The following is a 15,616-nucleotide window of genomic DNA, read 5'->3' on the forward strand; positions in this document are numbered from 1 at the left end:
CGGCAGCCGTTCTGCCGGGGCCCCGCCTGACGGGTCCGCGGCGGTAGCCTCGGCCGATGCGGGGGCTGATCTGGTTCAGGGGACTGTGCGGCGCCGTCGTGGGCGCGTCGCCGATGGCGATGCTGCTCGTCCTGCCCAGCGGTGATCAGGGCGGCCGCTGCGTGGAGGACTGGTACCTGTACGCCGGGATCTTCGGCGGCTTCCCGTGGTTCGTCGTCTTCACGGCCGCGCTTACCACCTTGCGCACCAGCCGGACCAGGTCGTTCGCGGTGGGGGTGCTGCTCGGCGCGGTGGCGCTGGCCGCCTCCTTCGCCGTCGGCGCCTCGGCCGGGCTCAACCCGCCCGGGGTGACCGGCACCTGGCACTGCGTCCTCGACTGAGGGCGGTCTGTCCGCCTTACGCGGCAAGAGAGATCGGCTGACCGGCTGATCAGTTAAAGGGACTCCTGGCCGGTTGCCCCGGCCTTGCCGTACCTGGGACGATGCGCCCGCGCGATCTTGCGCACCTCACGGGGAGGACCCTTTTGAACGTCCGTCGAACGATGACGGCTGTCCTCGGTCTGGCCATTCTGCTCGCGGCGGCGCCCTCCAGCGCCAGCCCGCAGCCGTCCGCCGAAGCCGACAGCCACCGTACCGAGCCGACCGCCGCCCAGGCCGTCGCCGCGAGCACCGCCCGCACGGGTGAAGCCATCACCACCGCCACTCCCGACGGCGTCCGCCGCCTGACCGCTCCGCCGGTCAAGGGCAAGGTCGCCGAGGCGGAGTATGCGCCGCACACCGTCCTGGTCAAGTTCAAGGCGGGCACGTCCGCCTCCGCACGTGGCCGGGTGGCCGGGCGGGTCAGCGGCAAGCTCTCCACCGACGCCGCCACCGCCGGCTACGTGAAGATCACGACCACCGGCCCGGCCGCGAAGGCAGCGGCGGCACTGCGCACGGACGCCGCCGTCGCGGAGGTGTCGCTGGACTACCGGCGCACCGAGTCGAAGGTGCCCAACGACTACTACTACGCCGCCTACCAGAAGAGCTACCTGTCCACCATCCGGGTGCCGCAGGCGTGGGACGTGCAGTCCTCCGCCACCGGAGTGACCATCGCGATCGTGGACACCGGAGTGGACACCGGCCACCCGGACCTCGCCGGGCGGACCGTCGCGGGCTACAACGCCGTCGCCAACAACAGCAACGTCACCGACTCGCGCGGCCACGGCACGATGGTCGCGGGCATCGCCGCCGCCAACACCAACAACACGTGGGGTGTGGCCGGTGCGGCGTACAACGGCCGGATCATGCCGATCATGGTGTTCAGCGGCCAGTACGCCTACGACTCCGACATCGCCGAGGGCGTGATCTGGGCCGTCGACCACGGCGCGAAGATCGTGAACATGTCGCTGGGCGGCAGCGGGCAGACCCCGGTGCTGCACGACGCCATCAAGTACGCCGTCGGCAAGGGCGTGCTCGTGGTCGCCGCGGCCGGCAACACCGGCGGCAACGGCCCGCACTACCCGGCCATGTACCCGGAGGTGCTCACCGTCGGCGCGACCGACCATGTGGGCCGGCTGACCGACTTCAGCTCGTGGGGCGACCACGTCGACATCGCCGCGCCCGGGTTCGACATCATCTCCACCCACTCCCGGACCACCGAGTACGGCCCGTCGTTCACCTACGGGATCGGTGGGGGCACGTCCTACTCGTCCCCGCTGGTCGCCGGTGTCGCGGCACTGGTCCGGGCGAAGTACCCGAGCCTCACCGTGGCCCAGGTCATCGAGAAGCTGAAGTCGACCGCGCGGGACGCGGGACCCCGCGGCATCGACCCGTACTACGGCTCCGGTGTGCTCGACGCGTACCGCGCCCTGGGTGGAGCCGCGACCAGCGACTTCTCGATGCTGGCCGCGGACGGCAACGACCTGCCCGCGCAGGCCGAGGTGATCCCCTCGACCGCCCTGTCCGCCACGACCGGGATCGAGGGCGACGTCGACTGGTACAAGTTCGCCGTGCCGGCCGACTACCGCGTCACCTTCACCCTCACCCCGCCGCCCTACAACGGCGACTACGCGCAGAACTTCGACGGGGTGCTCGCCCTCTACGACGCCGACCTCCGCCTGATCCAGGAGGTGGACAGCGCCGAGGGCACCGACCACGAAGAGGTCATCACCCGGCCGCTGCGCCGCGGCACCTACTACGTCAAGGTCCGCAACTTCAACGGAGCGCCGGGCGCCGGCTTCTACGAGCTGCGCGCGCGGACGGCCACGCCGGAGTACCTGGACTTCCCGCCGTTCGGCAACGGGGTCTACTTCAACACCGGCGAGTCCTCCCCGGCGGCGACCGCGATCGGCGACGTCACGGGAGACGGCCGGCCGGACGCCCTGCTCACCACGGAGTACTCCAGCGACGCGGACAACGGCTACAAGCTGTTCGTGTTCGCCCAGAACGCCGACGGCACGCTGTCGCCCGGCAGGAAGTACGACACCCGCATCTCGCACTTCGACGAGGCCCCGATCGCGATCGGCGACCTCAACGGGGACGGGCGCAACGACGTCGCGCTCGGCGCGGGCACCGGCGTCGAGATCTTCCTCCAGCAGCAGGACGGCACTCTGGCCGCGGGCGTGCTCGTGCCCGACACCGAAGGCGCGGCCTTCATCGCCGCGGCGGACATGGACGCCGACGGCGACGCCGACCTGGTCTACTCCGCAGGGGGCGTCTTCCTGCTCACCTCGGCGGGCGGCACGTTCACCAAGTCGGCGATCGCCGCTGACACGATGTCCCGCGAGGTGGAGATCGGCGACCTGAACTCCGACGGCCGCCTCGACGTCGCGACGACCGCCATCGGCGGCGTGGCGGTGCACCTGGCCGGCGCCGCCGGCTGGACCACGAAGGCGTACAGCTACGGCGGGGGTGGCAACACGTTCGCCGTCGAGGTCTCCGACATCAGCGGTGACGGCCGGGCCGACATCGCCGCCACCGTCGACTCCGGCGACACGTACCTGGTCGTCTTCCGCCAGCAGGCCGACGGCACCATGTCCGCGTCGCAGAACCTGACCGTGTTCACCAGCCCGGACGGCGTCGAGTCGGGCGACTGGGACAAGGACGGGCGGCTCGACCTGTTCGTGGCGCACGGCGGCTGGGGCAGGGTGAGCATGTACCGCCAGCGCACCGACGGCACGCTGGAGGCGGCCCGCGTCGGCGGCGCGGACATCGCGCAGCACTCCCACCCGAACGCGATCTCCACCGGGGACCTGAACAGCGACGGCTACCCGGACGTCGCCACCGCCACGAACTACAACAACGGCATCTGGATCGGCTACAACGTCAACGGCGCGTCGCCGTTCGGCGCCGGGGAGTGGGTCTGGAACACCAGCGTCAAGCCGTACGCCAAGCTGGGCCGCACGCCCACGCTCACGCTGACGATGCGGCGCCCGCTGGACCCGGCCACGGTCAACGGCCAGACCGTGCGGCTGGTCAGCGGCCGCACCGGCCGGGCGGTCGCCGGTCTGCCGGTCAGCTACGACCCGGCGACCGGCACCATCACCGTCACGCTCCGGCGTGAGGCGGTCCGGCCGGGCACGCGCCCGGGAGCCGACCCGGTCCTGCCGGACATCACGGGGTATCGCCTCGTGCTCGACGGCGTCGAGGACACCGCCGGCAACACCCTCACCGGCTACACGGTGTGGTACCTCGGCTGATCAGCCACGTGAACGGTGGAGCCCCGGCAGGTCGCCTGCCGGGGCTCCACCGTTTCCCGCGGCTGTCTCGAAGCCGGGGTTAGGCTGTCCGCCGTGCGCCGTGCGAGCTTCTACGACCTGCACTTCGGTGTCCTGCCCGGCGGGGCGCGCAAGGACGCCCACCACATCCGCGGCACCATCGCCGAGATCAAGGCGGATCTGGCCGCCGAGCTCGCGCAGGGCCTGAACCTGTACCTGCTGTGCTGGTACGGCGCGACGCTGTCGCTGGACGTCTACCAGCACGGGATCCGCACCGAGTCGATAGACCTGCACCCTTACGTGACGATCGCCGTCGAGGGGTATCCGGACATCACGTTCACCGGGCCGGGGCGGCCGCTCGGGCACGACTTCGAGGCCGACGACGAGACCGACGAGGGCAGCCTGTCCGAGCAGTTTCTCATCGGCGACCTCGAAGAGGTCACCACGGTGACCGTCGACTGGACCCGGATCACGGTGCCCGCACTGCTCGGCGAGGTGGCCCGGCCGGGCGGCTTCGTGACCGTCCGGGCAGCGGAATTCGGCGAGGTCGAGGGCGAGGCGGACGAGAAGGCGCTGCGCGACGCCGGGTACATCCCGTACGGCTGCACCGACTCCGAGTCGTAGCCGCCGTGACAGACGGAGACGGCCCGCAGTCGCCTGCGGGCCGTCTCCGTCGGGGGTCCTAGCGCATCAGAAGACCCGGTCGAAGATCTGCCACCCCTTGGCGATGACCGCGCCGGTGGCGTTGATCCACTGGCCCTTGCCGTTGGTGGTGTAGAGCCGGACCTCGCCGGTGGACTTGACGCCCACCAGGTCGATCATGTTGTCGCCGTTCCAGTCGCCGGGCGACATGAAGGTGGTGAACGTCTGCCAGCCGGAGCCGATCTGGGTGCCGGACGGGTTCTGCCAGCCGCCGGAGCCGTTGCTGTTGTACATGTACAGCTTGCCGTCGGGCTTGCGGCCCAGCAGGGTCTGGAAGCCGTCGCCCTGCCACGAGCCGGGGGTGAGGATGGTGTTGAACATGCCCCAGCCGGTGCCGATCCGGGTGCCGGAAGGATTCTTCCAGCCGCCCGCGCCGTCACTGGTGTAGATCCACAGCTCACCGTTGGGCTTGCGGCCCATCAGGTTGGGCATGCCGTCGCCCATCCAGTTGTTGGTGACCATGATGTCGTTGAACATGTTCCAGCCGGAGCCGATCTTGATGCGGGGCAGCAGGTTGCCGTCGCCGCCGATCGTGTACTGCCACAGCCCGCCCGAGCCGTCCCGGGCGATGATCGACGGCTCGCCGTCACCGTTCCAGCTGGTCACCCGCATGATCTTCGTGTACGTGTTCCAGCCGTAGCCCAGCGACATGGCGGCGTTGAAGCCGTAGTAGCCGTCCTTGTAGAGCCCGGATCCGCCGAACATGATGACCTCGCCGGACTTGCTGCAGACATCGGTCGAGGTGCCCGAGGTCTTGCAGCGGACCATGAAGTCACTGTGGCCGTCACCGGTCCAGTCCGGATTGACCAGTCCACTGCGGGCCATGTCCTCGGTGATCAGGTCGTGGAAGGTGGGCACCCGCATGTAGATGCCGTGGTCCGCGGGGCAGTAGCCCTTGAACCGGGTGGAGATGATGCCGTACTGGACACCGTCCACGAACAGGGGGCCACCGGAGTCGCCGTGGCATGCGCCGTTCGAGTAGGGCACGCCCGCACAGAGCATGCTGTAGGCGTTGAACTTGAAGAAGTCGTACGCCGACGAGCAGGTGCTGTCGGCGATCATCGGCACCGTGGTCGCCCGCAGCAGGCCGACACCCGTGTTGTTGACGCCGTCGTCGACCCCGTAACCGACGATCGTCGCGGCGGTGTCCGCGGGCGGGATGTCGGCACCCTGCGCCGGTAGTGTGACCGGCGTGTAGGCGCCGTCCAGCGCGTCCTTCAGGGTGAGCACCGTGACGTTGTCGTGCGGATAGGGGTTGCCCGACGATGGTGACGTCCAGACCTTCTCCTGCTCGGCGTGGTTGTAGCCCTGGTGGGTCCAGGTGCTGGCCACCCGGGCGACCTGACCGCCGGAGCCGGCGACGCCCTGCCTGACGTCGGCGCGGCCCGCGACCACGAACGTGGCCCCGAACGGCAGATCCACCGAGCACTGGGCGGCGGTCAGCACCTTCTCGGGGCTGAGTACAGTGCCGGTGCAGGTGCGGAGGAACCAGGCGTACTCGTCGGCCTGGTCGTCCCACGCGACGAAGTACGACATGACGGCCACCACGCTTGGGTGCGCGGCCGGAGCGACCAGCTCGCCGCCGATGATCCGCGAGTCGCCCGGCTTGAGGGTGGCCCTGCCGCTGAAGGCCGACCCGGAGGATCCGGGCTTGGGCATGGGGTGCGTGGCACGCACCGCCCCGGCCGGAATCTCGTCGGGCGTGAGGGCGATGTCCCCGGCGTTGGCCGGGAGCGGCGGCGGGCCGTCAGACGCCGCGTTGGCGACGCCCGAGGGCAGTACGAACGCCGCACCGCCCAGCACGAGACCGGCCAGCGCACCGGCCAGCCGACGTCCTTTGGGCGGTCGAGGCGTGTCCCCGTTTGACACAGACTTCTCCCCATGTCGGAGGTGCTCACACACGGCCGAGTAACGGCCGTGGCCTCGGTGGCGGTCAGTAGCCGAAAGCCTCGATGAGAGATCCGGCGAGGCACTGGTCGCGACCCTTGAATCGGCTGCCCGCCGTATCGGGCGGCGAGCCGGGTTCACCCGCGACGACGGCCACGAGACCGACCCGAGCGTCCGCACACCGTAACAAGATCCGTCAAGCGGGAGAATGGTCCGTCCGCCGGATTCGCCGGTCGGTCGGCTGACCGGCTGATCAGTGAAGTGGCCACGCGGTCGGTTGTTTCCATGCTGCCTCACCTGGGACGATGCGCCCGCGCGATCTTGCGCACCGCACGGGGAGGACCCTCTTGAACGTCCGTCGAACGATGACGGCTGTCCTCGGCCTGGCCATCCTGCTCGCGGCGGCGCCGTCCAGCGCCGGCCCGCAGCCGCCCGCCGAAGCCGACAGCCACCGAGCCGAGCCGACCGCCGCGCAGGCCCTCGCCGCGAGCACCGCCCGCACGGACCGATCAGCGGCCGCCACCGTGGACGGCGTCCGGCGTCTGGCCGGGCCGGACGACAAGGGCAGGACCGCCGAGCCGCAGTACGAGCCGCACACCGTCCTGGTCAGGTTCAAGACCGGCACGTCCGCATCGGTGCGCGGGCGGGTCGCAGGCCGGATCGGCGGCAAGGTCTCCACCGGCGCGACGGCCGTCGGCTATGTGAAGATCACGACCAGCGGGCCGGCCGCCGAGGCCGTCGCAGCTCTGCGTGCCGACGCCGCCGTCACGGACGTGGCGCTGGACTACGGGCGCACCAAGTCGAAGGTGCCCAACGACTACTACTACGCGCAGTACCAGAAGTACCTGTCCACGGTGCGGCTGCCGCAGGCGTGGGACCTGCAGTCCGCCGCCACCGGCGTGACCATCGCCATCGTCGACACCGGCGTGGACGGCGGGCATCCCGACCTGGCCGGCAAGCTCGTCCCCGGCTACAACTCGGTGGCGAACAACAACCAGACCGCGGACTACGATGGTCACGGCACGATGGTCGCGGGCATCGCCGCCGCGAACACCAACAACACCTACGGCGTGGCCGGTGCGGCGTACAACGGCCGGATCATGCCGATCATGGTGTTCAGCGGTGAGTACGCGTACGACTCCGACATCGCCGAGGGCGTGATCTGGGCCGTCGACCACGGCGCGAAGATCGTGAACATGTCGCTGGGCGGGGCCGGGCAGACCCCGGTGCTGCACGAGGCGATCAAGTACGCCGTGGGCAAGGGCGTGCTGGTGGTGGTCGCGGCGGGCAACACGGGCGACGACTCGCCGCACTACCCGGCGATGTACCCCGAGGTGCTGACGGTCGGGGCGACCGACCACGCGGCCGCCCTCACCGACTTCAGCTCGTGGGGCGACCACGTCGACCTCGCCGCGCCGGGCTTCGACATCATCTCCACCCACTCCCGCGCCACCCCGCTCGGCTACAACTTCGCGTACGGCATCGGCGCGGGCACGTCGTTCTCGTCCCCGCTGGTCGCCGGTGTCGCGGCGCTGGTCCGGGCGAAGTATCCGAGCCTCACCCCGGCGCAGGTGATGGACAAGCTGAAGTCCACCGCCCGCGACGCGGGGCCGCGGGGCATCGACCCCTACTACGGCCACGGGGTCCTCGACGCCTACCGCGCGCTCGGCGGCCCCGCCACGACGCCTTTCCCGCTGCAGTTGCTGGGGGCGGGCGAACCCAACGACGTGCCGGCCCGAGCGGTGGCGTTCACCTCACCCGTCAGCCAGAACGGGCCGGCGGCGACCATGACCGGGAGCATCGCCGTCGAGGGCGACGTCGACTGGTTCCGCTTCCAGATGCCCGTCGACGGCCAGGTGATGGTGCAGATGATCCCGCCTGGTCCGGACCGCGAACCCCGGATCATGGATCCGGTCATCGCGGTATACGACGCCGAGCTGCGGCTGGCGGGAGAGGGCGACGACCCCTACGGCCCCGACGCGGGCGAGACGCTCACCGTACCGGTGCGCGCCGGGACCGCGTACATCAAGGTGCGCACTGCCAACGGTGTGGCCGATCCGCGTCCATACCAGCTGTCCGTGCACGTGACCATCGCGTCGTCCGGGTTCTTCCCCGCGTTCACGAACGTCAAGGCGCTGCGGCAGGACGACACCTACGGCAGGACGCTCGCACTCGGTGACGTGACGGGCGACGGCCGCGTCGACGCGCTGCTGGCGCCCGGCTGGCGGGGCGGCTGGACCAACGAGAGCAAGCTCGTCGTGTACCCGCAGCTCCCCGACGGTGCCCTGGGCGAGCCGGTCAAGTACCCGGTGCGCCACTCGGACTCGATCGATCCGGACGTCGTCGTGGTGGACGCCGACCACGACGGGCGCCAGGACGTCGCGCTGATCACCTCGGCCGGTGTGGAGGTCCTCCGGCAGAACGGGGCGGGCACGCTCGAAGCCGGGGCACTCGTGTACAGCGACACCCGGGTCCGCCACCTGGCCGCCGGCGACCTCGACGGTGACGGCGATCAGGACCTGGTCGTGAACACGGACGGCTCTGGCGCCGTGGTGCTGATGCTCACGCAGGAGCCGGCGGGCGTCTTCGCGGCGACCACGATCGGCTCCGGGTCCAGCTCCGGCGGTGAGCTGGAGATCGGCGACGTGAACAACGACAGCCGGCTTGACGTGACCGTTCCGAGCCCCGGTGGCGTCACCTCGTACCTGGCCGGGACCGGGGGCTGGACCGCCGTGCCGCATGTCGTCTACACCGGCACCGCCAACGCCGGAGCAGTCGAGGTAGCCGACGTCACCGGTGACGGTCTCGCCGACCTGCTCGTATTGGGAGCCGACCGCCTGGACCTGCTCCGACAGGTAGCTGGGGGCGCCTTCGCCGCGCCCGCGGCGGTCACGGTGCCGGAACGTCCCCGGACGGTCGAGGTTGCCGACTGGGACCGCGACGGCCTGCTGGACATCGTCACCTCGCACGAGAACGGCAGTGTCGTCGTGGTGCGTCAGCAAGCAGGTGGTTACGCCACCCCCATCTCGGGCGGCCTGTCGGTGTCGCGAAACGCCGGGCCGAACAGTACGGCGCTGGGAGACCTCAACAGCGACGGCTACACCGACATCGCCGGGATCATCGACCCCTGGGACGGGCTCGTGGCGGCGTACAACGTCCTCCCGGTCCGGCCTGTCGCCGAGCAGTGGTGGATCCGCGATGTCAGCGTGGCCGACCTGTCGACCGCACCGCAGACCGTCCGGCTGACCGTCAAGGCGGCTCGGAAGCTCGACCCCGCCACCGTGAACAGCCAGACGATCCGGCTGCTCAGCGGCGTGACGGCAAGGGCTTACGCGACTCACGTCAGCTACGACGCGAGCACGGGCACGATCACCGTGACGCTGGTGCGGCCGCGCGGCGGTCTGGGCCGCAACATGGCAGCACGGGATAGGGTAATCACGGGACGGACGCCATACCGGCTGGTCATCGGCGCGATCGCGGACGTCGAAGGCAATGTGCACCGTGGGTACTCGATGACCTACGTGAGCTGACCGCCTCCGCGGGAGAACGAGAAAGCCTGGTAGGACGCGAGTCCGACCAGGCTTCTTCTTGTGGAGCGGGTGACGGGAATCGAACCCGCACTGTCAGCTTGGGAAGCTGATGTTCTGCCATTGAACTACACCCGCGAGCGGCACCACTGTACCTGACGTTCCCGCGCGCGTGCACGTAGGTAAGCGCCGCAGTTCGCCCCCGTCGCGTGTCATGCCGCTACGAGCTGGAGAAACGGCTGGCGCGGCCGGCTGCTCGCCGGCTCGCGCCTGTTCGCCGGGTCGCGCCAGGTGATCGGGTACGCCCCCGGCTCGTGGCGGTGCAGCAGCGCCGCCTCGACGGTGAGTTCGTAGAGCCGCCAGTCCACGGTCGGGGCGGCCCGGTGCTGCCGGACCAGCCGATCGACGACGGTGAGGCTGGTGACGGGGTGGGCGCGGCCGCTGACGTACGCCTCGGCGTCGGTGTCCTCGGCGGGGAAGGCGTGCAGCGCGTAGCGGCCGTCGCGTTCGAGGTCGCGCCGCTTCGGCGAGTCGACCACGAACAGGTAGAGCCCGTCGTCGGCGACGATGGGGGAGACGGGGTGCACCCGCGGCCCGCCGTCGGCGCGTACGGTCGCCAGATAGCCCATGCCGGCGCCGTACTGGTGCAGCAGGGCGCGGATCGACGAGGCCAGCCCCGGTGCGGCGGCGGCGAATGCGGTCCAGGTTGCCATGGTTCGACTTTATCGAACACGTGTTCGAGACGCACCGAGACACGCGGGTGCGTCCACCAACGGGTGAGCCCGGGTTAAGAAGGGCACCTTCTACAACGCATTGCGTTAAGAAGGTGCCCTTCCTTAAGGGGTAGGCTGCGCAGCGTGTTGCTATCTGACCGGGATCTGGTGGCGGAGATCAAGGCGGGGCAGCTCCAGCTGGAGCCGTTCGAGCCGAGCCTGGTGCAGCCGTCGAGCATCGACGTACGGCTGGACCGGCTGTTCCGGGTGTTCAACAACCACCTGTACACCCACATCGACCCGGCCGAGCAGCAGGACGAGCTGACCACGCTTGTCGAGGTCGACGACGGGCAGCCGTTCGTGCTGCACCCGGGCGAGTTCGTGCTGGCGTCGACGCTCGAGGTGGTGACGCTGGGCCACGGGCTGGCGGCGCGGCTGGAGGGCAAGTCGAGCCTGGGCCGGCTGGGGCTGCTGACGCACTCGACCGCGGGCTTCATCGACCCCGGCTTCTCCGGTCACGTGACGCTGGAGCTGTCGAACGTCGCCACGCTGCCGATCCGGCTCTGGCCGGGGATGAAGATCGGCCAGCTCTGCGTGCTGCGGCTGTCCTCGGAGGCGGAGCACCCTTACGGCTCGTCTGTGAACGGCTCGCGCTACCAGGGGCAACGCGGTCCGACGGCGTCGCGCTCGTACCTGAACTGGCGCACCTGGCCGACGGCCTGAGCTGGGCGTTTCCTTCTGCGAAGCACGAGTTTCGGAAACGAGTAGAACAGTTTCTGAAAAATCGTGAAACGTAGTCTCATCCGACCGGACAGATTACGCTCCGCCGACGGGACAATCTGAGCGGCATGACGGAGTTGATCAGTCATGCTAGTTGCCGTACGCATGCCTATTGCCCTGCCGGGCGGACGCCCGCTAAGCCCTGGTTTCCGCGCCGGACTCGGCGCGGCCTTCGTGCTGCTCTTTTTGATCTGCGCGGTGGAGCTGGCCGACGGCCGCGAGGCGCGCTTCGTGGGCCTGCTGGCAACGGTCCCGTTCCTGGCCGCGGTGTTCGCGCCGTGGCAGGCGGTGCTGATCGCGGGCGGCGCGGCGACCGCGGCGGGCACGGTCTTCGCGGTGTTCGGGATGACCGGCGATCAGGTTGCCCAGCAACAGCAGCAGTCCGACCTGTCGTCCTTCATCAACGTGATCGGCATCGGCCTGGCCACCGGCATCGCGGCGCTGGTGGCCGTGGTGCGGCAGCGGCAGGCCGAGCGCATCGCCGAGCTGGCGAAGCTGGCCACCATCGCCCAGCAGGCGGTGCTGCGGCCGCTCGGGCCGAAGGTGGGCACGCTGGCCGTGGCCGGGCGCTACATCTCCGCCACCGCGGCCGCCGACATCGGCGGCGACCTCTATGAGGCGCTCGACACGCCGTACGGCGTTCGCATGATCATCGGTGACGTGCGCGGCAAGGGCCTGGACGCGGTGCGTACGGCGAGCATCGTGCTGGGCTCGTACCGCCATGTCGCCTTCGAGCGGGCCGATCTGCGCGCCATCGTGGCCGACCTGGACCGGGCGGTCGCCCGCAGCGTCGGCGACGAGGACTTCGTCACCGCCTGCCTGGTCGAGGAGCGCGGCGGCACGCTGACCATCGTCAACTGCGGCCACCCCGCGCCGATCCTGATCCGGCGCGGCGAGGTGATCACCCTTGATCCGCCCTCGCCGGCGCCGCCGCTGGGCTTCATGCCGGTGGTGCGCAGCCGCGTGGAGCGGCTCGAACCCGGCGACCGGCTGCTGCTGCTCACCGACGGCCTGGCCGAGGCGCGCCGCGACGGCGAGTTCTTCCCCATCAACCAGCGGGCCTGGAAGCTGCTCGGCCACGGCACCGTCGCCGACGGCCTGGCCTCCGTGGAGTCCGCGCTGCTGGAATGGGTGCACAACCGGCTCGACGACGACATCGCGCTGATCCTGATGGAGTACGCGGGGCCGTCCCAGCCCACGCCCATGCCGGTGCCCAGCTGGGAGCTGGGCGCGACCAACTGACGCCTGGTCAGGCGACCGTGGCCGACCGGCTGCGGCGCACCGAGATGCTGATCATCGGCAGCGTGTGCGGCGCGCGGTGGCGGCCGACGTAGCGGACCGGGTAGCGCGGCTCGAACAGCAGCCGGTGCAGCTTGTCGATCATGATTCCTCCCCAGTGTGCGGCGGGCCGAGGGTGCCCACGTCACTCGGAAGAACGACGTCGATGGAGAAAGGTTGCGCGTCCCGGCGTGGCGGCTTGCTTATGTCCGGAATGAGGCATATCTACCTACGCTTTCGCATGACCTCGCGAGCAAACGTCATCACGCTGTGATGTGAACTTCTCGGCAGTTCGCTTGCCGATGGTTACTGGTGAGTAATACAGTCGACCTTACTGGCCGGTAACGAGTGCGCTGAGGGCGGGAAGATGAGCCACTACCTGAGCAACCTGCGGGATCTTGAGTTCAACCTGTTCGAGGTGTTCGAAACGCCCTTCGGTGAGGGACCGTTCGCCGAGGTCGACACGGACACCGCGCGCAGCGTGCTGGGCGAGATCGACCGCATGGCGCGCGTCGACCTGGCCGCGAGCTACGTCGACGGCGACCGCAACCCGCCGGTGTACGACCCGGCGACCTACACCGTGGCCATGCCCGACAGCTTCAAGCAGTCCTTCAAGACCTGGATGGACGCCGAGTTCTGGCGCCTGGACCTGCCGTCCGCCCTCGGCGGCAGCAACTCGCCGCGCACCCTGACCTGGGCCTGGGCCGAGCTGGTGCTGGGCTCCAACGCCCCCATCTGGATGTACGGCTCCGGCCCGTCCTTCGCGCACGTGCTGCACGTCGAGGGCACCCCGGAGCAGCAGGAGTGGGCCAAGCTCTTCGTCGAGAAGAAGTGGGGCTCCACCATGGTGCTCACCGAGCCGGACGCCGGCTCGGACGTGGGCGCCGGCCGCACCAAGGCGATCAAGCAGGAGGACGGCTCCTGGCACATCGAGGGCGTGAAGCGCTTCATCACCTCGGCCGAGCACGACATGTCGGAGAACATCATCCACTACGTGCTGGCCCGCCCCGAGGGCCACGCGGGCGGCACCAAGGGCCTGTCGCTGTTCGTCGTGCCGAAGTTCCACTTCGACCCGCAGACCGGTGAGCTGGGCGAGCGCAACGGCGTGTTCATCACCAACGTCGAGCACAAGATGGGCCTCAAGGTCTCCACGACCTGCGAGACCACCTTCGGCGGGCACGGCGTACCGGCCAAGGGCTGGCTCGTCGGCGAGGTGCACGAGGGCATCCGGCAGATGTTCCTGATCATCGAGAACGCCCGGATGATGGTCGGCACCAAGGCCATCGCCACCCTGTCCACCGGCTACCTGAACGCGCTGTCCTACGCCAAGGAGCGGGTGCAGGGCGCGGACCTGCTGCAGATGACCGACAAGGCCGCCCCGCGCGTCACCATCACGCACCACCCCGACGTGCGCCGCTCGCTGCTGCTGCAGAAGTCGTACGCCGAGGGCCTGCGCGCCCTGGTCGCGTACACGGCGTACTGGCAGGACCGGGTCACCGTGGCCGTCGCCGCGGGCGACGAGAAGGCCGCCAAGCGCGCCTCGAAGATCAACGACCTGCTGCTGCCGCTGGTCAAGGGCTGCGGCTCGGAGCGCGCGTTCGAGCTGCTCGGCAGCGAGGCGCTGCAGACCTTCGGCGGCTCCGGCTTCCTGCAGGACTACCCGCTGGAGCAGTACGTCCGCGACGCGAAGATCGACTCGCTGTACGAAGGCACCACCGCGATCCAGAGCTTGGACCTGCTGTTCCGGAAGATCGTGCGGGACAACGGCCGCTCGCTGATGTCGGTCGCCGGGGAGATCCAGGAGTTCCTCACCAACGAGACCGGCAACGGCCAGCTCAAGGAGGAGCGCGCCGCGCTCGCCGCCGCGCTGGGCGACGTGCAGGGCATGCTCGGCACCCTGACCGGCTGGCTGGCCGAGTCGCAGGGCGACGACCCGCGCGCCCTGTACAAGGTCGGCCTGCACTCCCGCCGCCTGCTGCTGGCGCTGGGCGACCTGGTCGTCGGCTGGCTGCTGCTGCGCCGCGCCGACGTGGCCCTCAAGGCCCTGACCGGCGAGCCGTCCGCCGCAGACCAGCACTTCTACAACGGCGTGGTGACCTCCGCGCGGTTCTTCTCGCGCGAGGTGCTGCCGCGGCTGGCCGCCGACCGGCGCATCGTCGAGCTGGGCACGCTCGACGCGATGGACCTCGCCGAGGACGCCTTCTAAGAGACCGACACCCATCCCACCAACAGGTGAACGGCGCCCCCTCGCCACGCTTCGTGCGGGGGGCGCCGTTCCCCTTTCCGCTGGATCAGCCGCCCGCCCGGCCCGCTATCACCGAAGTTGGGATGCGCGAGGGCCGCGTCTGCGGCAAGCTGGGCTCATGGCTCCGCTGTCGGGCGCCGATACGCGCCCACGCACCCTCGTACTGCTGCGTCACGCCAAGGCCGACCGCCCGGCGGGGGTGCCCGACGCCGACCGGCCGCTGACCGACCGCGGCCACGCCGACGCCGCCGCCGCGGGCGCCTGGCTGGTCAACCAGGGTTACGTCCCTGATCTCGTGCTCTGCTCGCCCTCCCGGCGCACCCGGCAGACCTGGCACGCCGTCGCGCTCGCGCTCGCGGGCGCCGGCTCACCGGTGGTCCACTACGAGCGCCCGCTGTACGAGGGCTCGCCCGAGGACCTGCTCCAGGTCATCCACGAGGCGCCGCCCGAACACCGCACCGTCCTGCTGATCGGCCACAACCCGGCCATCTCGCAGCTCACCGAGCAGCTCAGCGCGGGCAGCGGCGGGGTGGACTCCGACGGCCTGCGGACCTGCGGCATCGCCGTGCACCAGACCGACACCGACTGGTCCGCCACCGAGACCGCCAAACTCATCACCACCCACACCCCCCGCGCCTGACCCGCCTCTCCCGACCCGACCCGGCCCCGCCGCGCCGCGCCGCGATCATCCGACTTGCCTGGCAAACGGGCGTATCTTGACCGCGCATTCGCCCATCTGCCTGGCAAGTCGAGCGATCTTGGCGCCGGGGGGCGAGGCGGAGCCGGGCCG

Annotated in this window: 11 protein-coding genes and 1 tRNA gene; 8 read left to right on the top strand and 4 right to left on the bottom strand. The window is 70.1% G+C overall.

Annotated elements, in window-relative coordinates; genetic code table 11:
* Window positions 1-56 precede the first annotated feature (56 nt).
* From Cba03nite_RS12910 to Cba03nite_RS12920, 3 genes are all read left to right on the top strand, one after another.
* Window positions 57-380 (top strand): hypothetical protein, encoded by a 324-nt coding sequence (locus tag Cba03nite_RS12910; protein ID WP_203745546.1) that lies wholly within the window; start codon window positions 57-59, stop codon window positions 378-380.
* Window positions 381-541: 161 nt separating this feature from the next.
* The gene (locus Cba03nite_RS12915) at window positions 542-3,676 is read left to right on the top strand and encodes a S8 family serine peptidase (RefSeq protein WP_203745548.1); all 3,135 of its coding nucleotides are present in this window, start codon (window positions 542-544) and stop codon (window positions 3,674-3,676) included.
* Window positions 3,677-3,769: 93 nt separating this feature from the next.
* On the top strand, window positions 3,770-4,318 hold the full coding sequence (locus Cba03nite_RS12920; protein ID WP_203745550.1) for a hypothetical protein: 549 nt from the start codon (window positions 3,770-3,772) through the stop codon (window positions 4,316-4,318).
* A 66-nt stretch (window positions 4,319-4,384) separates the two neighbouring features.
* Here the strand turns inward: Cba03nite_RS12920 and Cba03nite_RS12925 are convergent, their stop codons facing one another.
* On the bottom strand, window positions 4,385-6,265 hold the full coding sequence (locus Cba03nite_RS12925; RefSeq protein WP_239125689.1) for a trypsin-like serine protease: 1,881 nt from the start codon (window positions 6,263-6,265) through the stop codon (window positions 4,385-4,387).
* Between the two features lie 383 nt (window positions 6,266-6,648).
* Here Cba03nite_RS12925 and Cba03nite_RS12930 point away from each other — a divergent pair, with 383 nt between their 5' ends.
* On the top strand, window positions 6,649-9,813 hold the full coding sequence (locus tag Cba03nite_RS12930) for a S8 family serine peptidase (RefSeq protein ID WP_203745551.1): 3,165 nt from the start codon (window positions 6,649-6,651) through the stop codon (window positions 9,811-9,813).
* A gap of 61 nt (window positions 9,814-9,874) precedes the next feature.
* Here the strand turns inward: Cba03nite_RS12930 and Cba03nite_RS12935 are convergent.
* Both Cba03nite_RS12935 and Cba03nite_RS12940 read right to left on the bottom strand, forming a co-directional pair.
* Window positions 9,875-9,948 (bottom strand) — tRNA-Gly (locus tag Cba03nite_RS12935).
* Between the two features lie 74 nt (window positions 9,949-10,022).
* The gene (locus tag Cba03nite_RS12940; RefSeq protein ID WP_203745552.1) at window positions 10,023-10,523 is read right to left on the bottom strand and encodes a pyridoxamine 5'-phosphate oxidase family protein; all 501 of its coding nucleotides are present in this window, start codon (window positions 10,521-10,523) and stop codon (window positions 10,023-10,025) included.
* Window positions 10,524-10,667: 144 nt separating this feature from the next.
* Between Cba03nite_RS12940 and dcd the strand changes: the two genes are divergently transcribed.
* Together dcd and Cba03nite_RS12950 are read left to right on the top strand one after the other, a co-directional pair.
* Window positions 10,668-11,246, top strand: coding sequence for a dCTP deaminase (gene dcd / locus Cba03nite_RS12945; protein WP_203745553.1), 579 nt, complete (start codon window positions 10,668-10,670; stop codon window positions 11,244-11,246).
* A 144-nt stretch (window positions 11,247-11,390) separates the two neighbouring features.
* Entirely contained in the window at window positions 11,391-12,545 is a 1,155-nt protein-coding gene (locus tag Cba03nite_RS12950; protein WP_203745554.1) for a PP2C family protein-serine/threonine phosphatase, read from the top strand.
* 7 nt (window positions 12,546-12,552) lie between these two features.
* Here Cba03nite_RS12950 and Cba03nite_RS40290 read toward each other — a convergent pair whose 3' ends face one another.
* Window positions 12,553-12,687, bottom strand: a complete 135-nt coding sequence (locus tag Cba03nite_RS40290; protein WP_275411580.1) for a hypothetical protein — start codon at window positions 12,685-12,687, stop codon at window positions 12,553-12,555.
* A 261-nt stretch (window positions 12,688-12,948) separates the two neighbouring features.
* Here Cba03nite_RS40290 and Cba03nite_RS12955 point away from each other — a divergent pair, with 261 nt between their 5' ends.
* Entirely contained in the window at window positions 12,949-14,787 is a 1,839-nt protein-coding gene (locus tag Cba03nite_RS12955; protein ID WP_203745555.1) for an acyl-CoA dehydrogenase, read from the top strand.
* Between the two features lie 166 nt (window positions 14,788-14,953).
* Window positions 14,954-15,466, top strand: a complete 513-nt coding sequence (locus tag Cba03nite_RS12960) for a SixA phosphatase family protein (RefSeq protein ID WP_373315750.1) — start codon at window positions 14,954-14,956, stop codon at window positions 15,464-15,466.
* Window positions 15,467-15,616 lie beyond the last annotated feature (150 nt).

Source organism: Catellatospora bangladeshensis (assembly GCF_016862575.1).
Lineage (GTDB): Bacteria > Actinomycetota > Actinomycetes > Mycobacteriales > Micromonosporaceae > Catellatospora > Catellatospora bangladeshensis.

Coding starts and splice junctions, on each gene's coding strand:
- Cba03nite_RS12930 (WP_203745551.1), top strand. CDS start 6,649: ATGACGGCTGTCCTCGGCCTGGCCATCCTGCTCGCGGCGGCGCCGTCC.
- Cba03nite_RS12955 (WP_203745555.1), top strand. CDS start 12,949: ATGAGCCACTACCTGAGCAACCTGCGGGATCTTGAGTTCAACCTGTTC.
- Cba03nite_RS12915 (WP_203745548.1), top strand. CDS start 542: ATGACGGCTGTCCTCGGTCTGGCCATTCTGCTCGCGGCGGCGCCCTCC.
- Cba03nite_RS12910 (WP_203745546.1), top strand. CDS start 57: ATGCGGGGGCTGATCTGGTTCAGGGGACTGTGCGGCGCCGTCGTGGGC.
- Cba03nite_RS12940 (WP_203745552.1), bottom strand. CDS start 10,523: ATGGCAACCTGGACCGCATTCGCCGCCGCCGCACCGGGGCTGGCCTCG.
- Cba03nite_RS40290 (WP_275411580.1), bottom strand. CDS start 12,687: ATGATCGACAAGCTGCACCGGCTGCTGTTCGAGCCGCGCTACCCGGTC.
- Cba03nite_RS12950 (WP_203745554.1), top strand. CDS start 11,391: ATGCTAGTTGCCGTACGCATGCCTATTGCCCTGCCGGGCGGACGCCCG.